This window comes from Magnetospirillum sp. UT-4 (genome assembly GCF_902729435.1).
Taxonomy (GTDB): Bacteria; Pseudomonadota; Alphaproteobacteria; order Rhodospirillales; family Magnetospirillaceae; genus Magnetospirillum.
This window is the reverse complement of sequence record NZ_CACVCG010000112.1, coordinates 1-21,276: the sequence shown is the minus strand read 5'-3', so window position 1 is coordinate 21,276 and position 21,276 is coordinate 1. Positions and strand designations below refer to the sequence as shown.

At 67.8% G+C, this 21,276-nt stretch carries 22 protein-coding genes; 18 read left to right on the top strand and 4 right to left on the bottom strand.

The window, feature by feature from the left end; all coding sequences use genetic code 11:
• Positions 1-71: 71 nt before the first annotated feature.
• The 10 genes from MTBUT4_RS14555 to MTBUT4_RS14510 all read left to right on the top strand — a co-directional run bounded on the left by MTBUT4_RS14555 (position 72) and on the right by MTBUT4_RS14510 (position 9,295).
• A complete protein-coding gene (locus MTBUT4_RS14555) occupies positions 72-1,301 on the top strand; it encodes a DUF1015 domain-containing protein (protein WP_217424186.1) in 1,230 nt (409 codons plus the stop codon).
• A gap of 60 nt (positions 1,302-1,361) precedes the next feature.
• Positions 1,362-1,655, top strand: a complete 294-nt coding sequence (locus MTBUT4_RS14550) for a nucleotidyltransferase family protein (protein WP_173980418.1) — start codon at positions 1,362-1,364, stop codon at positions 1,653-1,655.
• Positions 1,652-1,984 (top strand): DUF86 domain-containing protein, encoded by a 333-nt coding sequence (locus MTBUT4_RS14545; RefSeq protein ID WP_173980417.1) that lies wholly within the window; start codon positions 1,652-1,654, stop codon positions 1,982-1,984. The genes MTBUT4_RS14550 and MTBUT4_RS14545 overlap by 4 nt, the downstream gene beginning before the upstream one ends.
• A gap of 43 nt (positions 1,985-2,027) precedes the next feature.
• Positions 2,028-2,321 (top strand): nucleotidyltransferase family protein, encoded by a 294-nt coding sequence (locus MTBUT4_RS14540; protein WP_173980416.1) that lies wholly within the window; start codon positions 2,028-2,030, stop codon positions 2,319-2,321.
• A complete protein-coding gene (locus tag MTBUT4_RS14535; RefSeq protein ID WP_173980415.1) occupies positions 2,318-2,650 on the top strand; it encodes a DUF86 domain-containing protein in 333 nt (110 codons plus the stop codon). The genes MTBUT4_RS14540 and MTBUT4_RS14535 overlap by 4 nt, the downstream gene beginning before the upstream one ends.
• Positions 2,651-2,662: 12 nt before the next feature.
• Positions 2,663-3,601, top strand: coding sequence for a tRNA (adenosine(37)-N6)-dimethylallyltransferase MiaA (gene miaA, locus MTBUT4_RS14530; protein ID WP_173980414.1), 939 nt, complete (start codon positions 2,663-2,665; stop codon positions 3,599-3,601).
• Positions 3,602-3,699: 98 nt separating this feature from the next.
• Positions 3,700-5,466 (top strand): acetolactate synthase 3 large subunit, encoded by a 1,767-nt coding sequence (locus MTBUT4_RS14525; protein ID WP_173980413.1) that lies wholly within the window; start codon positions 3,700-3,702, stop codon positions 5,464-5,466.
• 12 nt (positions 5,467-5,478) lie between these two features.
• Complete coding sequence (gene ilvN, locus MTBUT4_RS14520) at positions 5,479-5,991, top strand: acetolactate synthase small subunit (protein WP_173980412.1); 513 nt, start codon at positions 5,479-5,481, stop codon at positions 5,989-5,991.
• A gap of 154 nt (positions 5,992-6,145) precedes the next feature.
• Positions 6,146-7,165, top strand: coding sequence for a ketol-acid reductoisomerase (gene ilvC, locus MTBUT4_RS14515; RefSeq protein ID WP_173980411.1), 1,020 nt, complete (start codon positions 6,146-6,148; stop codon positions 7,163-7,165).
• A 108-nt stretch (positions 7,166-7,273) separates the two neighbouring features.
• Positions 7,274-9,295, top strand: coding sequence for an ATP-binding protein (locus MTBUT4_RS14510; RefSeq protein WP_173980410.1), 2,022 nt, complete (start codon positions 7,274-7,276; stop codon positions 9,293-9,295).
• Between the two features lie 52 nt (positions 9,296-9,347).
• On the opposite strand, the gene flgH is transcribed toward MTBUT4_RS14510, so the two are convergent.
• Genes flgH through flgF form a run of 4 tightly spaced genes read right to left on the bottom strand, consistent with a single transcriptional unit; the run spans position 9,348 to position 12,637 of the window.
• On the bottom strand, positions 9,348-10,115 hold the full coding sequence (gene flgH / locus MTBUT4_RS14505; protein WP_173980409.1) for a flagellar basal body L-ring protein FlgH: 768 nt from the start codon (positions 10,113-10,115) through the stop codon (positions 9,348-9,350).
• A 20-nt stretch (positions 10,116-10,135) separates the two neighbouring features.
• Entirely contained in the window at positions 10,136-11,089 is a 954-nt protein-coding gene (flgA, locus tag MTBUT4_RS14500) for a flagellar basal body P-ring formation chaperone FlgA (RefSeq protein WP_173980408.1), read from the bottom strand.
• A 12-nt stretch (positions 11,090-11,101) separates the two neighbouring features.
• The gene (gene flgG, locus MTBUT4_RS14495; RefSeq protein ID WP_173980407.1) at positions 11,102-11,887 is read right to left on the bottom strand and encodes a flagellar basal-body rod protein FlgG; all 786 of its coding nucleotides are present in this window, start codon (positions 11,885-11,887) and stop codon (positions 11,102-11,104) included.
• 15 nt (positions 11,888-11,902) lie between these two features.
• Entirely contained in the window at positions 11,903-12,637 is a 735-nt protein-coding gene (flgF, locus tag MTBUT4_RS14490) for a flagellar basal-body rod protein FlgF (protein ID WP_173980406.1), read from the bottom strand.
• 324 nt (positions 12,638-12,961) lie between these two features.
• On the opposite strand from flgF, the gene MTBUT4_RS14485 reads away from it, so the two are divergent.
• From MTBUT4_RS14485 to MTBUT4_RS14445, 8 genes are all read left to right on the top strand, one after another.
• On the top strand, positions 12,962-13,507 hold the full coding sequence (locus MTBUT4_RS14485) for a flagellar basal body-associated FliL family protein (RefSeq protein WP_173980405.1): 546 nt from the start codon (positions 12,962-12,964) through the stop codon (positions 13,505-13,507).
• A gap of 9 nt (positions 13,508-13,516) precedes the next feature.
• Positions 13,517-14,698 carry a flagellar motor switch protein FliM gene (fliM, locus tag MTBUT4_RS14480; protein WP_173980404.1) on the top strand — a complete coding sequence of 394 codons (1,182 nt, stop codon included), beginning with the start codon at positions 13,517-13,519 and terminating at the stop codon, positions 14,696-14,698.
• Positions 14,699-14,702: 4 nt separating this feature from the next.
• On the top strand, positions 14,703-15,227 hold the full coding sequence (locus tag MTBUT4_RS14475; protein ID WP_173980403.1) for a DUF6468 domain-containing protein: 525 nt from the start codon (positions 14,703-14,705) through the stop codon (positions 15,225-15,227).
• Positions 15,228-15,231: 4 nt separating this feature from the next.
• Complete coding sequence (locus MTBUT4_RS14470) at positions 15,232-15,957, top strand: MotE family protein (protein WP_173980402.1); 726 nt, start codon at positions 15,232-15,234, stop codon at positions 15,955-15,957.
• Positions 15,958-16,083: 126 nt separating this feature from the next.
• Complete coding sequence (locus tag MTBUT4_RS14465) at positions 16,084-16,473, top strand: response regulator (protein ID WP_173980401.1); 390 nt, start codon at positions 16,084-16,086, stop codon at positions 16,471-16,473.
• Positions 16,474-16,501: 28 nt separating this feature from the next.
• Positions 16,502-17,143 (top strand): protein phosphatase CheZ, encoded by a 642-nt coding sequence (locus tag MTBUT4_RS14460; protein WP_173980400.1) that lies wholly within the window; start codon positions 16,502-16,504, stop codon positions 17,141-17,143.
• Positions 17,144-17,149: 6 nt separating this feature from the next.
• Complete coding sequence (locus MTBUT4_RS14450; RefSeq protein ID WP_217424185.1) at positions 17,150-20,479, top strand: lipopolysaccharide assembly protein LapB; 3,330 nt, start codon at positions 17,150-17,152, stop codon at positions 20,477-20,479.
• 154 nt (positions 20,480-20,633) lie between these two features.
• On the top strand, positions 20,634-21,276 hold a 643-nt coding region (locus MTBUT4_RS14445), incomplete at its 3' end, for an MCP four helix bundle domain-containing protein (RefSeq protein WP_173980398.1).

The window sequence follows — 21,276 nt, the reverse complement described above, 5'->3', positions numbered from 1 at the left end:
ACCCCTCCCCGTCAAGGGGAGGGGAGCACATTTGAGAGACCTTGCCCCAACGTCCCGCCGGAGGTTCGCCCGTGCCCGTGCCGCTGCTTCGCCCGTTCGCCGGTCTTCGCCCCAACCCCGAGCATGCCGCCGAGGTGGCGGCGCCGCCCTATGACGTGCTGTCCTCGGACGAGGCGCGGGTGCTGGCTGAAGGCAAGCGCTGGAGCTTCCTGCACATCTCGAAGCCGGAGATCGACCTCGACCCGGCCATCGACATCTACGACGCCAAGGTCTACGCCAAGGCGCGCGAGAACCTGGACGCGATGGTCAAGGCCGGGGTGCTGAAGCGCGACGACATTCCCTGCTTCTACGTCTACCGCATCAAGATGGGCGACCACATCCAGACCGGCCTGGTGGGCGGCGGCTCGGTGGCGGCCTATGACGAGAACCGCATCCGCAAGCACGAATTCACCCGTCCCGACAAGGAGGACGACCGCGTCCGCCAGATCGACGCCTGCAACGCCCAGACCGGCCCAGTGCTGCTGGCCCACCGCAATGATCCCGAGGTGGACGCCGCCATCATCGCCACCACCGCCTGCCCGCCGGCCTACAGCGTCACCGCCGCCGACGGCATCGAGCATACCCTGTGGGTGATGGACGACGACGTGCTGATCGACATCGTGGTCGCGGCGTTCGAAGCCATGCCGGCGCTCTACATCGCCGACGGCCACCACCGCTCGGCCGCCGCCTCCCGCGTCGCCGCCATGCGCCGCGGCAAGGCCAAGGGCGATTCCCATGAATCCTTCCTGGTGGTGACCTTCCCCATCCACGAGATGAAGATCCTCGACTACAACCGCGTGGTCCGCGACCTGAACGGCCTCAGCCGCGAGCAGTTCCTGGCCGCCCTCGCGGCCGAGTTCGAGGTGGTCGCGGTGGACGCCATCGCCAAGCCCGAGGCGCCGCGCAGCTTCGGCATGTACCTCAAGGGCCAGTGGTATCGCCTGGACGTGAAGAACCCGGCTCCCGCCGACCCGGTGGCGCGGCTCGACGTGTCGCTGCTGTCCGACCGCCTGCTGACCCCGGTGCTGGGCATCGCCGATCTCAGGAAGGACAAGCGCATCGACTTCGTCGGCGGCCGCCGCGGCATGGCCGAACTGGAGAAGCGGGTCAATTCGGGCGAGATGGCGGTGGCCTTCGCCGTCTACCCGACCCAGATGGAGGACCTGGTGGCGGTGGCCGAGGCCGGCCAGGTGATGCCGCCCAAATCCACCTGGTTCGAGCCCAAGCTGGCCGACGGCCTGGTCAGCTATCCGCTGGGGTGAGGGCGAGCGCCGCGTGGCGTTTTGCCATCGGCGGCGCTATCCTCGGACACGGAGAAGGCCATGGGCAGCGCACGACGCATCCTCGACGAGAAGCGCGACGACATCCTGCGCCTGGCGGCGCTGCACGGCGCCGGCCGGGTGCGGGTGTTCGGCTCGGTGGCGCGCGGCGAGGACGGGCCGGACAGCGACATCGACCTGCTGGTCCACATGGACGACGATCGCAGCCTGCTCGATCTGATCGGGTTCTGGCAGGCGGTGCAGGACCTGGTTGGATGCAAGGTGGACGTGGTCAGCGACGGCGGCATCAGCCCGACCCTGCGCGATGCCGTCCTGGCCGAAGCCCGACCGTTATGACCGACCGCGACCGGGTCTGCCTGCTCCAGATTCTCGACTGCATCGACGCCATCAAGGATTTCGCGGCGGTGGGCAGGGACGCCTTCCTGGCGTCGCGGCTCCACCGGGATGCCACGGTGCGCAATTTCGAGATCATCGGCGAGGCGGCCGGCCGCCTGTCCATCGAGTTTCGCGACAGGACGGCGGTGGCCTGGTCGCAGATCAAGGCGTTCCGGAATCTGCTGTCCCACCAGTACGACGTGGTCGATTTCGAACTGGTCTGGCGGGTCGTCGAGCGTGATCTGCCGGACCTGGAGGCAAGCGTCAGGCGTCTGCTGAACGCCGCGTAGCGTTTTGCCATCGGCGGCGCTATCCTCGGACACGGAGAAGGCCATGGGCAGCGCACGACGCATCCTCGACGAGAAGCGCGACGACATCCTGCGCCTGGCGGCGCTGCACGGCGCCGGCCGGGTGCGGGTGTTCGGCTCGGTGGCGCGCGGCGAGGACGGGCCGGACAGCGACATCGACCTGCTGGTGGACATGGGCGACGACGGCAGCCTGATGGATCTGATCCGGTTCTGGCGGGATGTTCAGCTCCTCTTGGACAGGAAAGTCGATGTGGTCGATGAGGGCAGCCTCCACGCCCTCATCCGCGATCGTGTCCTGGCCGAGGCGAGGTCGCTGTGAACGAGCGGGACCGGACCTATCTCTCGCACATACGGGACTGTATCAGGACGATCCGCGAGTATACGGCACCGGGCAAGGACGCCTTTCTCGCCTCGCGCATGTGTCAGGATGCGGTTTTCCGCAACTTCGAGATCATCGGCGAAGCGGGCAGCCGCCTGTCATCCGAAGTCAGGAGTTGCGGGGCGGTTCCGTGGGCCGACATCAAGGCGTTCCGGAACTTCCTCATCCACCAATACACGGACATCCGCCCATCATTGGTATGGAAGGTGATCGAAGAGGATATGCCTGCGCTGGAGACGCACGTCCTCGCCCTGCTGGCCGAGGAATAGGCGCCAGCGGGCATGACCTCCCCCGCCATCGTCATCGCCGGCCCCACCGCTTCCGGAAAGTCGGGCCTTGCCCTGGCCATCGCCCGTGAGTTCGGCGGGGTGGTCATCAATGCCGATTCCATGCAGGTCTATTCGGTGCTGCGCGTGCTGACGGCGCGGCCGTCGCCCGAGGACGAGGCGGCGGCGCCGCACCGGCTCTACGGCGTGCTGCATCCGTCCGAGCTGTGTTCGGCGGCGCGCTGGCGCGACCTGGCGGCGGCCGAGATGGCGGCAGCGTGGGCGGCCGGGCTTGTGCCGGTAGTGGTGGGCGGCACCGGGCTGTACCTGCGCACCCTGATGGCGGGCATCTCGCCGGTGCCCGAGATCCCCGACGCCATCCGCGCCGAATCCCGCGCCCGTCTGGCCAAGCTGGGCAATGCCGCCTTCCATGCCGAATTGGCGGCGCGCGATCCGGTGATGGCGGCGCGCCTCGATCCCGGCAACAGCCAACGCCTGGCGCGGGCCTGGGAGGTGCTGGCGGCCACCGGGCGCTCGCTGGCCGAGTGGCAGGCCGAGCCGCCCGAGGGCGCGGTGGCGGCGCGCTGGTGCCGCCTCGCCCTGCTGCCCGGGCGGGAGGCACTTTATGCCGCCTGCGACGGCCGCTTCCGGCGCATGGTCGAGACCGGGGCGCTGGACGAGGTGCGCGATCTCATGGCCCTCGGCCTCGATCCGGCGCTGCCCGCCGGCAAGGCGCTGGGGGTGCCGGAGCTGGCCGCTTTCCTGGCCGGCGAAACCCCGCTGGAGGAGGCGGTGGCCGGGGCCACCCGGGCCACCCGCAATTATGCGAAACGCCAGCTGACCTGGTTCCGGCACCAGTTTCCTGCGGATATGGGGGTGGCGGAGCAATTTTCGGAAAGTCTGGCAGAAAAAATCTTTCCGTTTATTCGTCAGTTTCTGTTGACCGAGGCTTAGCGAGGGGATAGGTTGTGCCCCTCGCGCCCCCGCGCCTGCGCAATAAAATTGCGTGAGTGCCGGGCGCGTTTCGGATGTTTCACGATCAGGGTGCGACAATGGCACAGCAGGATACGTTGACCGGCGCGGAAATCCTTTTGAAGGCTCTGGTCGACCAGGGCGTCGAGGTGCTCTTCGGCTATCCGGGCGGCGCGGTACTGCCCATCTACGACGAGCTGTTCAAGCAGAACCGCCTCAAGCACGTGCTGGTCCGTCACGAGCAGGCCGCCGTGCATGCCGCCGAGGGCTACGCCCGCTCCACCGGCAAGGTCGGCTGCGTGCTGGTCACCTCGGGCCCCGGCGCCACCAACACCGTCACCGGCCTGACCGATGCCCTGTGCGACTCGGTGCCGCTGGTGTGCTTCACCGGCCAGGTGCCGACCAGCCTGATCGGCAACGACGCCTTCCAGGAAGCCGACATCACCGGCATCACCCGGCCGTGCACCAAGCACAATTACCTGGTCAAGGACGTCAACAATCTGGCCCGCACCGTGCACGAGGCCTTCCACGTCGCCCGCTCCGGCCGTCCCGGCCCGGTGCTGGTCGACCTGCCCAAGGACGTGGTCCAGGCCAAGGGCGAGTACCAGGGGCCGAGCAAGCTCAAGTCCAAATACAAGCCGCCGGTGAAGGGCGACATCAAGGCCATCGAGAAGGCGGTCGACATGATCGCCCACGCCAAGCGGCCGTTGTTCTACGTCGGCGGCGGCGTGGTCAATTCCGGCGCCGCGGCCTGCCAGCTGCTGACCCAGTTCGTGCGCATGACCGGCTTCCCCTGCACCCAGACCCTGATGGGCCTGGGCGGCTTCCCGGGCTCGGATCCGCAGTCGCTGGGCATGCTCGGCATGCACGGCACCTACGAGGCCAACCTGGCCATGCACGGCTGCGATCTGATGATCAATGTCGGCGCCCGCTTCGACGACCGCGTCACCGGGCGGCTCAACGCCTTCGCGCCGAATTCCAAGAAGATCCACATCGACATCGACCCCAGTTCCATCAACAAGAACGTGGCGGTCGACCTGGCGGTGGTCGGCGACGCCGCCCACATCCTGGAAGACATGATCAAGGTGTGGAAGGCCAGGCAGGCCCGCGTCGATGACAAGGCGCTGAAGGCGTGGTGGAGCCAGATCGACCAGTGGCGCTCGCGCAACTGCCTGCACTACGAGAATTCCAACAAGCTGATCAAGCCGCAATACGCCATCCAGCGCCTGTACGAGCTGACCAAGGACCGCAATCCCTACATCTGCACCGAGGTCGGCCAGCACCAGATGTGGGCGGCCCAGCATTTCCGCTTCGAGCAGCCCAACCACTGGATGACCTCGGGCGGGCTGGGCACCATGGGCTACGGCCTGCCCTCGGCCATGGGCGTGCAGATGGCCCATCCCGGCGCCCTGGTCATCGACATCGCCGGCGAATCGTCGATCCAGATGAACATCCAGGAGCTGGCCACCCTGGCCCAGCACCGGCTGCCGGTGAAGGTGTTCATCCTGAACAACCAGTACATGGGCATGGTCCGCCAGTGGCAGGAGCTGATCCACGGCGGCCGCTATTCCGAAAGCCACATGCACACCCATCCCGATTTCGTCAAGCTGGCCGAGGCCTTCGGCGCGGTGGGCCTGCGCGCCGAGAAGCCCTCGGAGGTGGACGACCTGATCAAGGAGATGATCGCCGTCGATCGCCCGGTGGTCGCCGAGCTGCGCACCGACGCCTCCGAGAACTGCTTCCCGATGATCATGCCCGGCATGGCCCACAACGAGATGGTGCTGGGGCCGGAGGACCGGTCGGTGGACAAGCCCGGCTCGGAAGAAGACGGCATGGTTCTGGTCTAGGGGGACACGCACGTGACCAAGCATGAGGAAATCGCCCGCCACACCATCGCCGTCCTCGTCGACAACGAGGCCGGCGTGCTCGCCCGCGTCATCGGGCTGTTCTCGGGCCGCGGCTACAACATCGAAAGCCTGACCGTGGCCGAGGTCGATGCCGCCGAACAGCTGTCGCGCATCACCATCGTGACCAGCGGCACCCGCATGATCATCGAGCAGATCAAGAACCAGCTGCGCCGCCTGGTGCCGGTGCACAAGGTGTCGGACCTCACCATCGAGGGGCCCCATGTCAGCCGCGAGCTGGCCCTGGTGAAGGTGGCGGGCACCGGCGACAAGCGGGTCGAATCCCTGCGCATCGCCGAGATCTTCCGCGCCCGGCCGGTGGACGCCACCAACGACAGCTTCGTGTTCGAGGTGGTCGGCGCCACCGACAAGGTGGACGCCTTCATCAAGCTGATGGAGCCGCTGGGCCTGGTCGATGTCTCGCGCACCGGCGCCGTCGCCATTGCGCGCGGACCCAATCCGATTTAAGAACCTGCATCTTCCCGGGATAGCCTCACCCTGAGGAGGCCCCTTCGGGGCCGTCTCAAAGAGCGAGGCGGGCCTCGTGCTTCGAGACGCTTCGCTCCTCAGCATGAGGCCCGACTGATGCACCACCCGGCTCAGCAGCCGAAAGAGAGGAACCATGCGCGTTTATTACGAAACTGACGCCGACGTCAGCCTGATCAAGGGCAAGAAGGTGGCCATCATCGGCTACGGCAGCCAGGGCCACGCCCACGCGCTGAACCTGCGCGATTCGGGGGCCAAGGAGGTTGCCGTGGCGCTGCGCCCCGGTTCGGCCACGGTGAAGAAGGCCGAGGGCGAGGGCCTCAAGGTGATGAGCCCGGCCGACGCCGCCAAGTGGGCCGACGTGGTGATGATGCTCACCCCCGACGAGCTGCAGGCCGACATCTACAGGAACGACCTGGCCGCCAACCTGAAGCAGGGCGCGGCGCTGGTCTTCGCCCACGGCCTCAACATCCATTTCGGCCTGATCGAGGCGCGCGCCGACCTCGACGTGTTCATGGTCGCCCCCAAGGGTCCCGGCCATACCGTCCGCGGCGAGTACCTGAAGGGCGGCGGCGTGCCGTGCCTGGTGGCGGTGGCCCAGAACGCCACCGGCAACGCGCTGGAGATCGCGCTGTCCTACGCCTCGGCCATCGGCGGCGGCCGCTCGGGCATCATCGAGACCACCTTCCGCGAGGAATGCGAGACCGACCTGTTCGGCGAGCAGGTGGTGCTGTGCGGCGGCCTGACCAAGCTGATCCAGTACGGCTTCGAGACCCTGGTCGAGGCCGGCTACGCCCCCGAGATGGCCTATTTCGAGTGCCTGCACGAGGTCAAGCTGATCGTCGACCTGATCTATGAGGGCGGCATCGCCAACATGCGCTACTCCATCAGCAACACCGCCGAATACGGCGACTACGTCACCGGCCCGCGCATCGTCACGCCCGAGACCAAGGCCGAGATGAAGCGCGTCCTCGACGACATCCAGTCGGGCCGCTTCGTCCGCGACTGGATGCTGGAGTGCAAGGCCGGCCAGCCCAGCTTCAAGGCCATCCGCCGCAACCAGGCGACCCACCAGATCGAACAGGTGGGCGAGCGCCTGCGCGGCATGATGCCGTGGATCGCCAAGAACAAGCTGGTGGACAAGGCCAAGAACTGATTTAGCCTCAGGTTGAGCACAAGCCCCGGCGCCCCAGGCCCCGGGGCTTTTCTCTTTTAGCTTCTGGACTGGTGGCATAAGATTTCCCTCGGGGTGCCGGAGGGGATGATGGGACTGAGCGGGCTGAAGACCGCGGGACTGGAGTGGCTGTGGGCGCCGCTGGTGATCGCGGTGGCCCTGGGTATGGCGTTGTGGGATGCCATCGGCGATTACCGCGAGGCCCATGCCAGCAGCTTCGAGCGGATGAGCGCCCTGGCCCGGGTGGTCGAGGCGCGGACCGTGCAGACCTTCCAGGCGGTCGATCTGATGCTGCTGGACGTCGCCAAGGAACTGGGGGCGGAAGACCAGCCCGGCGACCCGCAAATGCACCGCTATCTGACCGCGCGGGCGCGCATCCGCTCCGACGCGCTGACCGCCACGGTGGTCGGCGCCGACGGCACCATTCGCCATTCGTCGGTTGCCAATCTGGTCGGGCGGAACGTCGGCGACCGCTCGTACCTCACCCATTTCCGGACCCAGCCGGAAGACGATTCCCTGTTCATCGGCGAGCCGGTCACCGCCCTGCTCAACCGGCAGGTTGTTTTCGCCGCCCGTGCCGTCCGCAATGCCGATGGCACCCTGCGGGCGGTGGTGGTGGCGGCGCTGTCACCCGACCTGTTCGCAGGCATACTCGACGCGGTGGTGCCGTCCGAGGCCACCGGCGCGGTCAGCCTGGCCAACCGCGGGCACATCATTCTCGCCCGCCTTCCCGAGGGCCAGGCCATCGGCCAGTCGCTGGCCGAGGCGCCGCTGATGCTCCAGCACCTGGCGGCTGGCGGCATCGAGAGCCGCCTGGAAGGGGTCGGCGGCGTCGATGGCGTACCCCGCCTGATCGCGGTGCGCACCATCAAGCCCTACGATTTCACCGTCGGGGTCAGCGTCGCCAAGGACGAGGTGACCGAGCCGGTCATCCGCGGCCTGATGGGCCGCGCCCTGTTCCTGCTGGCGGTGGTGGTGGTGACGGTGCCGCTCTATCGCCTGTCGTTGGGGCGCGAACGGGCCAGGGCCGAGGCCGAGCGCCAGACCGCCCGCGCCCGCGACCATTACATGCGCATTCTCGACCACTTCCCGGCCCTGGTCCGGCGCACCAACGCCGATGGCCGCTGCGTCTACGTCAACCAGACCTGGCTGGACTTCACCGGCCGCTCGTTCCCCGAGGAGGTGGGCGAGGGCTGGCTGATGCGCCTGCCCCCCGAAGACCGCGCCATCGCCGAAAAGCCCGGCAACGACGAGCGCGAGTACCGCCTGCTGTGCCGCGACGGCAGCTGCCGCTGGGTGCGCGAACTCCGCCACGCCTTCATCGATGCCGACGGCAATCCCGACGGCGTGCTCTCGGCCTGCCTGGACATCACCGAGGCCAAGCAGGTGCAGCAGCAGTTGCAGAATTCCAATGCCGAACTCGAGCAGTTCGCCTATGTCGCCAGCCACGATCTGCGCGAACCTTTGCGCATGATCGGCAGCTACATCGCGCTGATCGAACGCCGCCTGGGAGCCAGCGCCGATCAGGACATCCGGGAATTCCTCGCCTTCGCCAAGGACGGGGCGGTGCGCATGGACCAGCTGGTGCTCGACCTGCTGCAGTTCTCGCGCATCGGGCGCATGTCCTCGCCCGCCCGGGCGGTCGATGCCAACGAGGCGCTGGCCACCGCCCTGGCCCAGTTGGGGCTCCTGCTGAGCGAATCCAAGGCGATCCTGTGCGTCGGCCAGCTACCCATGGTGACCGCCAGCGAAAGCGACCTGGTGCGGCTGTTCCAGAATCTGGTCGGCAACGCCGTCAAATACGCCCGCCCCGGCGTGCCGCCGCGCATCACCATCGAGGCGCAGCCGTCGGAATCGGGATGGTCGTTCAGCGTCGCCGACAACGGCATCGGCATCGATCCGCAGTACTTCGAACGCATCTTCCGCATCTTCCAGCGCCTGCACGCCCGCGACGCCCATGGCGGCGGTTCCGGCATCGGCCTGGCCATCTGCAAGAAGGTGGTCGAGTACAATGGCGGCCGCATCTGGGTGGAATCGCCCGGACCCGACCAGGGCGCCACCATCCACTTCACCCTGCCCGGGGCGTCGGCGCTGCGAGGGGCGGCGGAGTAGGCAGTTTCTTCCCCCCCTCGCCCTCAAGCGGGCGAGAGGGGGAACTCCCGGATCAGAACGGCAGGATGATGTCGAGGATTTCCTGGCCGTAGCGCGGCTGGGTGATCTCGGTGACGACGCCGCGGCCGCCGTAATTGATGCGGGCTTCGGCGATCTTGTCGTAGGTGACCGAGTTCGACGAGCTGATGTCCTCGGGCCGGATGATGCCCTGCACCGACAGCTCGCGCATTTCGTAGTTCACCCGGATTTCCTGCTTGCCCGAGATGACCAGGTTCCCGTTGGGCAGGATCTGGGTGATGATCGCCGCCAGCTTGACCTCGATGGTCTCGGACCGGGTGGTGTCGGCGGTGTTGGTGTTGGTGCTGTTGCCGGTCACGTTGACCAGGGCGGCGGGGTTGACCGCATCCGGCAGGATCTTGGTCAGGCTGTTCTCGAAGCCCAGCAGGTTGAAGGCCGAGCCCATGTCCTCGGTGGCGCCGCGGTTGCGGTTGAGGCCGGTCTCGACGGTGGCGTTCTCGTTGTCGATGGCCACCGCCACCGTCAGGATGTCGCCCACTTCCTTGGCGCGCTGGTCCTTGAAGAACGCCCGCGAGCCCGGGCGCCACAGGGAGTTGGCGTTCTGCGGCGGCGCCACCGGCTGCGGCATGGGCATGCTGACCGCCTGGTAGCCGGCCTTCTGGGTCGGGTTCTGGATGGCCGAAACCTGCGGGCCGGAGCCCACTTCGGACAGGCGGGTCAGCGCGTTGCAGGCGCTGAGGGAACCGATCGCGGTGGCCATCAGGATGGCGCGCAGGGCTTTGGAACGGATGGGGGAGGTCATGGCGCTCTCCTCTTGGGCGATCAGTTGGACAGCAGGCGGGGGCCGCCGGGGACCACCGACACCAGGCCGGGTCCGTCGACGGTGGCTTCCACCGTGCGCTTGGTCTGCAGGTTGGTGATGCGGATGACGTCACCCTTGCCGCCGTCCTCGACGGCGCGGGCCTGGGTGGTCAGGCTCATGAACGGGGTCTTCAGCGCCACCGTGACCAGCGAGTTGCGGCTGACCAGGACGGAACGCTGCAGGTCGTTCAGGCGCACCGGCACCCCGGCGCGGACCTGGAAGCGGGGTTCCTGGCCGATCATCTGGCGGGCGTCGGTGATGACGTCGCGGCGGGCCTGCTCCTCGCGCATGTCGACCCACTGGATGTCCTTCTCGGCGATCACCTCGCCGCGGCCCATGGCCCGGGCCAGCACCGGCATCCGCACGGTCGGGAACACCCGCCCCTGGACCCGCTGGCGCACCGCCGCCGGCGATCCGGCCGGCACCTCGATGGTGGCGGCGAAGCGGTTGGTGCGCGGGTCCCAGCCAAGGTCGCGGACCGCCACGGTGGTGGGGCCGTTGCCCGGCACCATGATGTTGAGGGCGCCGCGGTTGGCGACGTCGAAGTCGAAATTGCCGCGCACGCCTTCCATGGCGAGGGCCTCGCGCAGTTCGGTCTCGATCAGGCGCATGTCGACCACCTGGCCGGCGCGCTCGATGACGATGCGGTCGTAGGCCGAGGCCGGCTGCCAGTCGATGCCGTAGGCCTGGGCCACCGCGACCAGCCAGCGGGCGTCGGCGGTGACCCGCTTGCCCGGCTGCGGCGCACCGGCGACCACGGTCTCGGCCTTGGGCCCCAGGTTGTCCCACAGGTCGCCCAGCCTGACCACGTCGGCGTCCAGCACCGCCTGGGGCTTGAGCTCGGGCGGCAGGTCGGCGGCCAGGGCGGCGTGCCCGGCAATCGCGAACAGGGCGGCGAGGATGAGGCGCTTCATGGCGGTGCCCTATCACTTCATCTGGTTGATGGTGCCCAGCATCTCGTCCGAGGTCTGGATCACCTTCGAGTTCATTTCATAGGCGCGCTGGGCCGAGATCAGGTTGGTCACCTCGGCCACCACGTTGACGTTGGAGGTCTCGAGGAAGCCCTGCAGCAGGGTGCCGTAGCCGGCCGAGCCGGGAGCCGCCTGGACCGCCGCGCCCGAGGCCGGGGTCTCGAGGAACAGGTTGTCGCCGCGGGCTTCCAGGCCGGCCTCGTTGGGGAAGATGGCGAGCTGGAGCTGGCCGGCGGTGCTCTGCTCGATGGAGCCGTCCTTCTTGATCAGCACCTGGCCCGAGGCGTTGATGGAGACGCCGACCGCGTCGGCCGGCACGGTGATGCCCGGCACCACCTGGAACCCTTCGTGGGTGACGATCTCGCCCTTGTCGGACAGCTGGAACGAGCCGTCGCGGGTATAGGCGGTCTCGCCCGAGGGCAGCTTGATCTGGAAGTAGCCCTTGCCCTGGATGGCCAGGTCCAGGGTGTTGTCGGTGCTCTGCACCGAGCCCTGTTCGGTGATGCGGTACACCGCGGTGGTCTTCACGCCCAGGCCCAGCTGCACGCCGGTCGGCACGATGGTCCCGGCATCCGACGAGGCGGCGCCGACGCGGCGCAGGTTCTGGTACAGCAGGTCGCTGAACTCCGGCCGCCGACGGGTGAAGGCGGTGGTGTTCATGTTGGCGATGTTGTTGGAGATCACCTCGACATTGGTCTGCTGAGCCAGCATGCCGGTGGCGGCGATGTTCAGGGAACGCATGGTCGATATCTCCTCTTAAGCGCGGGGCACGAGCGTTTCGATCGCCTTAAGCTGGCGCTCGTGCTCCTTGTCGATCATCTGCTGCAGCGCCTGGTACTGGCGCAGCACTTCGGTCATCCGGGTGATCTCGACCACCGGCTGGACGTTCGATTCCTCCATCATCCCCTGGACGATGGCGGGGCGCTCGACCAGCTGCGGCTCCTGGGTGGTCTCGTACAGGCTGTCGCCCACCTTGCGCATGTCCTGGTCGTTGAAGAACCGCACCACCTTCAGCTTGGCGACCTGGCCGTTTTCGGTGGCGACGGTGCCGTCGGGGGTGATGGTGATGCGGGTCTCGTTGGGGGCGAAGATGATGGGGTTGTCGGCGTTGTCCATCACCGCATGCCCCAGGGAATTGACCAGCATGCCGCCCTCGTCCAGGCGGAAGTGGCCGTTGCGGCTGTAGCGCATGCCGGCCTCGGTCTCGACCTGGAAGAAGCCGTCGCCGTGCAGGGCCACGTCCAGCGGGTTGTCGGTCTTGGTCAGCGAACCTTCCTCGGTATTGCGCAGGACCGAGACGTCCTGGACATAGGACAGCTTGTCGCCGAAGGTGCGGTCGCTGGAGCGCGTCGGCATCAGGTACTCGCGGAACATCATGTGCTCGGCCTTGTAGGCCGGGGTGTTCGCGTTGGCCATGTTGGTGGCGATGACGTCGAGCTGACGCCACAGCGCATTCTGGCGCGAGAGAGCGATGTAGGAGGTGTTTTCCATCGTCTGCATACCTGATTGACGAAACCTGCGCCCCTTCCCTTGCAGCCCGCGTGCCAGTTCTCTCGGCGCCGACGAAATGGCGGAAACCCTGGACTTCTGCGCGAACGGCGGGATGGCGGGGCAGGCCCTGCCGGGCAGTTATTGCCGCCCGCCCCGCGCCGTCGTATGGTCCCACCCGGCAAAGGGGGCAACGGCGCCCGCCGCGTCCCCGAACCATTCGCGCGGGCGGGTTCAACCTTCTGTTAACCGCGCCGGCGTACCTTCACACTCGTACACATGCGGCCGGGCGCGCGTCGTGGCCGGCCGGCCGACAGGGTGGGGATCATGGCCGAAGACCTGGAAGAGGATTTCGACGAAGGCGCAGGCGGCGAGGAATCCTCCGATTCCCCCAAAAGCAAGCTTCCGATCAAGAAGATCCTGATCATCGTCCTGCCGGTGCTGCTGCTGCTTGGCGCCGGCGCCGGACTCTATTTCTCCGGCATCCTCGACAGCCTGCTGGGTGGCAAGACGGAAGAGGCCGCCCCCGAGGCCGAGCACAAGGCCGAGGCGCCCAAGGTGGTCGGCCCGGCGGTGTTCATGGACCTGCCCGAAATGTTGGTGAACCTGCAGACGCAGGGGCGCAAGCAGGCCTTCCTCAAGATCCGCGTCGCCCTCGAGCTGGAAAGCCCGACCGACATGCCGCGCATCGACCAGGTCATGCCGCGCATCGTCGACGCCTTCCAGGTCTATCTGCGCGAGCTTCGGGTCGAGGACCTGCAGGGCGCCGCCGGCATGCACCTGCTGCGCGAGGAATTGCTGAACCGGGTCCAGGCCGCGGTGAAGCCGGTGAAGGTCAACGACGTGCTGTTCCGCGAAATGCTGGTCCAGTAGGCGCAAGCGATGGCGATGGAAGAGGAAGGCGGACCCGGTCGGTCCACCGACGACGAAGAGGCCCTGATGAAGGAATGGGCCGCCATGGCCGAAGGCGATGGCGACGGCGGCGGTGGTGGCGGCGGTGGCGGTGACGGCGGCGGCGAGGAAAGCGACGCCATGGCCGCCGAATGGGAGGCCATGCTTGGCGGCGGCGACGACGAGGGGGGTGGCGGCGGCGACGGTGCGCCGAAGGAATCCACCCGCGTCCTGAACCAGGACGAAATCGATTCGCTGCTGGGCTTCGACGACGACCACGGCCGCGGCGACGACCGCTCGGGCATTCAGGCCATCCTCAATTCGGCGCTGGTCTCGTACGAGCGCCTGCCCATGCTGGAGGTGGTCTTCGACCGCCTGGTCCGCATGATGTCCACCTCCATGCGCAATTTCACCTCGGACAACGTCGAGGTGTCGCTGGACAACATCCTGTCGTTGCGCTTCGGCGACTACCTGAACTCGATTCCGCTGCCTGCCATGCTGGCGGTGTTCAAGGCCGAGGAATGGGACAATTACGGCCTGCTGACGGTCGATTCCTCGCTCATCTACTCCATCGTCGATGTGCTGCTGGGCGGCCGCCGCGGCACCGCCGCCATGCGCATCGAGGGCCGCCCCTACACCACCATCGAGCGCAACCTGGTCGAGCGCATGGTCCACGTGGTGCTGTCCGACCTGTCGGCGGCGTTCGACCCGCTGTCGCCGGTGACCTTCCGCTTCGACCGCCTGGAAACCAACCCGCGCTTCGCCACCATCTCGCGTCCCAGCAACGCCGCCATCGTCGCCAAGCTGCGCATCGACATGGAGGATCGCGGCGGACGCCTGGAACTGCTGCTGCCCTACGCCACCCTGGAACCCGTCCGCGAGCTGCTGCTGCAGATGTTCATGGGCGAGAAGTTCGGCCGCGACTCCATCTGGGAAACCCACCTGGCGGAAGAGCTGTGGCTGACCGAGGTGCAGATGGAGGCGGTGCTGGACCAGCAGGTGATGAGCTTGCGCGACGTCATCGCCTGGAAGGTGGGATCGAAGATCATGCTCAACGCCCAGCCCACGTCGGCCATCGACCTGCGGTGTGGCAACATCTCCATGTTCCGCGGCAAGATGGGGCGCAAGGGTCCGCACATCGCCATCCGCGTCGACGACAAGATCAAGGGTTGACGCCATGGACTGGAAGATCATCCTCGACCTCTTCGTCTCGGTGCTGCTGATCGCCACCATCGGCTATGCGGTCACCCTCAACCGCCGGCTCACCCAGCTGCGCAAGAACCGCGACGAGATGGCCAAGATCATCGTCTCGTTCAACGAGGCGACGGTGCGCGCCGAATCCTCGATCCCCAAGCTCCGCAAGGCCGCCGAGGACGCCGGAATGGCGTTGCAGGAGCGGGTCGAGAAGGCGCAGCAGCTGCGCGACGACCTCGCCTTCATGATCGAGCGCGCCGACACCATGGCCAACCGGCTGGAAGGCGCGGTGCGCTCGGCCCGCACCGAGGCCCGGCCCCAGGTCACGTCCCAGCCGCGCATGAGCGCGCCGATGCCCTCGGCCGCCCCGGCGCCGCAGCAGCCGGCCCATTCCAGCCCGCGCGCCGCCACCATGGCGGCGGCGGCGGCGGCGGCCAACGAGATCGACGGCGACGAGCGGTCCGAAGCCGAGCGCGAGCTGCTGCGCGCGCTCCAGTCCATGAGGTGACACCATGGCCGCTTCGCCCTCCAAGTCCAAACAGCCGCGCACGCCCTTCGTGCGCCTGCTGCCCGTGCTCATCGCCGTGGCGGCGCTGATGCTGTCGGTGCGGGTGAACGATCTGCGCAAGGGATTTTTCGACGGCGCCTCCCTGCGTGTCGCCGGCGAGCTGCAGGCACAGCAGCCCGAGGCCAAGCCGGCGCCCGAAGCCGCCGCCGAGGCCAAGCCGGCGCCGGAGTCCAAGCCGATGCCGGAGCCCAAGCCGGCCCCGCCCGCCGCCGAATCCGCGCCGGCGCCGGAGCAGGCCAGCCTGAGCCAGACGGAAATGGACGTGCTGCAGAAGCTGCAGGCCCGCCGTGGCGCCATCGACGTGCGCGAGCGCGACATCGAGCGCCGCGAGGCCATGCTGAAGGCGGCCGAGGACCAGATCGAGCGCAAGATTTCCGAAATGAAGACGCTGCAGAACACAATCGAAGGGCTGCTGCGCCAATACAATGACCAGGAAGACAACAAGATGCGGTCCCTGGTCAAAATATACGAGAACATGAAGCCGAAGGACGCCGCCAAAATCTTCGAGCAGCTCGACATGGGCATCATGCTCGACGTGGTCGAGCGGATGAAGGAGGCCAAAGTGGCGCCGATCCTGGCGGAAATGGACCCCGCCAAGGCCCGCACCCTGACCTCGGAGCTGGCCCAGCGGCGCCAGATTCCAACCAACAGGACCCTGCCCGGGGGATGACCGGGGATTTGTTCGGGGGGGAGCGAAAAATGCCTTGCGCGGTTGCTCTCCAGTATCTTAACTAGGCCAATTCGCACCGTCGGGTTCTTAATGTTAGCGTGGCGAGTGCTTGGAAGGAGCTAATTGATGGCTGTCGACAAGAATATGAACGTGCTCATCGTCGACGATTACAAGACGATGCTGCGAATCATCCGCAACCTGCTGAAGCAGCTCGGCTTCAACAACGTCGACGAGGCCACGGACGGCTCCATGGCGCTTCAGATGCTGCGCGTCGGCAATTACGGCCTGATCATCTCGGACTGGAACATGGAGCCCATGACCGGCCTGCAGCTGCTGCGCGAGGTTCGCGCCGATCCCAAGCTGAAGGCCATTCCCTTCATCATGGTCACCGCCGAGTCCAAGTCCGAAAACGTCATCGCGGCCAAGGAAGCCGGCGTTTCCAACTACATCGTCAAGCCGTTCAACGCGGAGACGCTGAAGACCAAGATGGTGACCGTCATCGGCGACTTCGCCTAACCGCCCACGTGGCAAAGGGGGACGTGCCATGGTGGTGAAGGGCGTTGACCGCGACCTTGCCTTGCGTTTGGACGCCATTCGCCGCGAACATGGCGAAACCGTCCATGTGGATCAGGTCGCCGAGGTGGTGCGTGCCATCCTCGACACCATGAAGGGAGACCTGAACGCCGGCGACATCAAGCTGTACCGCGAGATCGAGTCGCTGGCGGACTACATCCACGCCGCCAAGGCCGAGATCGCGGCGCTCCGGCCGGGCGACATCAAGAACGAGTTCATCGCCACCGCCACCGATGAGCTGGACGCCATCGTCGGCGCCACCGAGGCCGCCACCAACCAGATCATGGATGCCGCCGAGCGCATCGAGGGCCTGGCCCCCATGATGGATTCCGAGGTGGCGCAACGCCTCACCGAGGTGACCACCCAGATCTTCGAGGCCTGCACCTTCCAGGACATCACCGGGCAGCGCATCACCAAGGTGGTGAAAATGCTGAAGGAGATCGAAGGCCGCGTCGAGAGCCTGGTCCGGGCGCTCGGTTCGGAAATGGAGGGGCCGGGCGAAAAGGCCGCGAAGGCACTGGTCACCGACGAGGACCTCCTCAACGGCCCCCAGCTTCCCGCCTCTGCCGCCGACCAGGCCGAGATCGACAGGCTGCTGGCGAGCTTCGACTGAGTCCGAATGGAGGCGCGCGGCCAAGCTGGCGGTCTGGGACGGAAAGGCAAGGCGGCCTGCCGCCGCTTTCTCCGACCGACGGCGCTGATTGTCGCCTTTCTCCTCAGTTTGGCTGCGGCCGCCTTCGCCCAGAGCACGCCGCGCGGCGCCGAGCATGACAGCTTCGGCCGCATGGTGTTCGATTGGGACGGCCCGGTGCGGTGGTCCGCCGACACCGTCAACGGCGACCTGGTGGTCCGGTTCGAACGCCCCCTGGCCGGCGACCCCCAATCCCTGCTGAAGCCGCTGGCCAAATACCTGAAATCGGCCAATGTCAGCCCCGACCGCCGCATGGTCACCTTCGGGCTGGCCCAGCCGGTGCAGCTGAAAACCTTCACCAGCGGCACCTCGACGGTGGTCGACATGACCCCCGCCGCCAAGGCCGCCCCCGCCTCGGAAAAGCCCGCCCCCGAAAAGCCCGTCCCCGAAAAGCCGGCGCCGAAGCCCGAACCTCCGCCGGCGGCGGCCAAGGCGGAGGCGCCGGTCGACCTGACGGTGCGGGGTGGCGAACATACCGGCTTCAACCGCCTGGTGTTCGACTGGGCCAAGCCGGTCGGCTACAGCATCGACGTCGCCGACGGCAAGGCGGTGATCGCCTTCGATCGCCCCGCCAACGTCAAGGTCACCTCGCTGGAGGCGGCCCTTCCGCCCGATGTCCGCCTGATCGAGACCCGGCCCCAGGGCAAGGGCACCGCGGTGGTGCTGGCGTTGCCCGCCGACATGCGGGTGCGCCACTTCACCAGCGGTCCCCGGGTGGCGGTGGATCTGGTGCGGGCCGCCGGCAGCCCGCCGCCGCCGCGCGCCGCCGGCACGGCGCCGCCGCCCCTGGCCCCCGCCCCCGGCACCGAGGAACAGCCGCCCGCCGCCAAGCCGCTGGCCCCCTCGACGCCCGCCGCCGATGCCGCCGCCACCGCGGATGCTCCGGCGCAACCGCCCAAGCCGGCGGTGCCGCAGGTCAGCCTGGGCGTGCCGTTCGAGAAGCCGACCGCCGCCGCCGCCTTCCGCCGCGCCGGCTGGCTGTGGCTGGTGTTCGACAGCAAGGCCGAGATCGACACCAAACTGCTGAAGCGCACCGGCGGCGATGTCGTCCTGCATGCCGAGCAGGTGCCCGGCGTCCGCGACGGCAGCGCGATCCGCCTGGTCACCCGCCCCGGCTTCAACCCCATCGTGCGCAAGGAAGGCCAGCTCTGGGTGTTCGACCTGGCCGAGACGCCGCTGGGGCCGCGCACGCCGCTGTCGATCGAGCGCCAATTCGATTTCGAGGACCGCGGCCGCCTGATCCTGCCGGTCCAGGACCCGCCGCAGAAGGCGGTGAGCTTCCGCGATCCGGAAGTCGGCGACACCCTGTTCGTCACCCCGCTGACCCAGATCGGGGTCGGCGTTCCGGCCGAGACGGTGGTGCCGGGTGCCCAGTTGCTGCCCACGGCGCAGGGCGTGGCGATGGTGCCGCTGGCCGATGGCGCCCGCCTGGAAGGCAACCGGTCGGGGGTCGAAGTGTCGATGCCGGGGGGGCTGCACCTGTCGCGGGACCTGCCCGGCAGCGGCGAGGCGGGGTCCGGCGAGACCATGGAGGTCCAGACCTCGGGCGGCGGGCCGCTGGACCTGCTGCGCTGGATGCGCGGCGGCCTCGACAAGTTCGTGCCCGAGCACCAGAAGCTGCTGCAGCGCATGGCCTACCTCAAGCCCGAGGACAAGAACGCCCAGCGCCTGGAAATCGCCCGCCATTACCTCGCCAACGCCATGCCGCACGAGGCGCTGGGCCTGCTCAAGGTGATCGCCGCCGCCGACCCGGCCATGGTCGACACCCCCCAGTTCCGCGCCGTGCGCGGCGTCGCCAATTTCCTCACCCGCCGCGACATCGAGGCCATCGACGACCTCTCCCATCCCGGCCTGGCCAAGGACCCCCACGCCCCGCTGTGGCTGGCGGCGGCCAAGTCGCGCCTGACCGGCGATCCCAAGCAGGCGCTGATGCTGCGCCTGGCGCACGAGGACCTGAAGGGCCTCAACCCCCGCCTGCGCATGGCCCTGGGGCCGGTGGCGGCCCGCGCCGCGGCGGCGGCGGGCGACACCAAGTCGGCGATCAAGACCATCGAGGCCATGAACGGACCCGGCCTGTCGCGCCGCGACACCGGCACCATCAGCTACCTGCAGGGCACGGTGGCCGAGGCGGCCAAGCAGTGGGACCAGGCCATCGCCAAGTACCGCGAGGCCGAGGACAGCGAAAGCCGGCCGGACCGCGCCCAGGCCGGCCGCGCCCGCATCGAACTGCAGATGCGCCGCGGCATGCTGCCCCGCGCCGACGCCATCAAGCAGCTGGAAAAGCTGCGCTTCGCCTGGCGCGAGGGCGATTACGAGTACGAGCTGCTGAAGCGCCTGGGCGAACTGATGATCGCCGACGGCCAGTATGCCAACGGCCTGCGGGCCCTGCGCGAGATCGCCGCCAATTACAGCGACCATCCCGACATCGGCACCGTGCAGCAGATGATGGCGGAGGCCTTCGAGAAGCTATACCTCGGCGGCCTCGCCGACGGGCTGTCGCCCATCGCCGCCATCGGCCTCTACGACGAGTTCCAGGAGCTGACGCCCACCGGCACCAAGGGCGACGAGATGATCCGCAAGCTGGCCGACCGGCTGGCGGCGGTCGACCTCATCGACCGCGCCGGCGAACTGCTGCGCCACCAGGTGCAATTCCGCCTGCAGGGCGTCGAGAAGGCGCGGGTGGCGACGCGGCTGGCCTTCCTGGAACTGTCCGACCGCAAGCCCGGCCTGGCGCTGGAGGCCCTGGACCAGAGCGAGATTCCCGACATGCCGGCCGAGCTGTTCGACCAGCGCCGCTACATGCGGGTGCGGGCGCTGGCCGATCTGGGCCGCACCGCCGAGGCGCTGGCCCTCATCATCAACGACCAGTCGGACAAGGCCAAGCAGCTGCGGGCCGAAATCTACTGGGACCTCAAGAAGTGGCCCGAGGCGGCGGCGGCCATGGAGGCCCTGATCGAGCCGCCCGAGGGCGCCACCCCGATCCAGCCCGTCCTGGCGCGCAAGCTGGTCGATCTCGCCACCGCCATGACCCTGGCCCGCGACGACCGCGGCCTGCAGCGCCTGCGCCGCAGCTACGGCGCCAAGATGGCCGCCACCGAGTTCCGCGAAGCCTTCGACCTGCTGACCTCGGAGCCGGAGCGGGGCATCATCGACTTCCGCCGCGTCGGCGACAAGATCAAGCAGGTCGAGGCCTTCCAGACCTTCATGGGCGACTGGAAGAACCGCGTCCAGGCGCAGGGCCTGTCCTCCATCAATTGAACGGTGCCTTGGCGATGTATTCATCTTCGGTTTAATTCGTTTTTTCTAACTTTGCGAAACGAATAGGGCCATGCATTTTCTCTATGGCTCGTAAACTTGCATTCGCAACTTCGGCGGATCATGCTGCGCTACCTTTGACCAGGATCGCCGCAATATGTTCCGCAATTTGACCATCGCCCGGAAATTGGCCGGATCCTTCGCGCTTCTGGCCGTCATCGTGATCGCCCTGGCGCTGGTCAGCATCGACCGCCTCGCCACCGTCAACGCCACCGCATCGGCCATGGCCACCCGGTCGCTGCCGGCCACCCGCATGCTGGGCCAGATCGATGCCGGCTTCGCCGATTACCGCCGCCTGCTGGCCGGTCACATCCTGTTCGCCGACGAGGCGGCCATGGGCCGCTACGAGCGCGACATCGCCGGCCTGAACGACCGCCTGGACAAGATCTTCATCGCCTACGAGCCGCTGATCGCCTCGGGCGAGGAACGCCGCATGTTCGCCGCGGTGACAGACGGGCTGAAGCGATACCGCGGGGAAGGCGACAGGGTGATGGAACTGTCCCGTCCCGGCCGCAAGGACGAGGCGCTGGCCTATACCACCGGCCCCGCCGCCAAGATCTACGCCGAGGCGCGCAAGGCCCTCGACGAGATGCTGGAGCACAGCCTGGCCGCCGCCCGCACCGCCGCCGAACAAGGCGACGCGGTCTATTCCGCCAGCCGCTGGGGCCTGATCGCCGCCGGCATGGTCGCCACCCTGCTCACCACCCTGTTCGCGGTATCGTTGCGCGCCGCCATCTCCA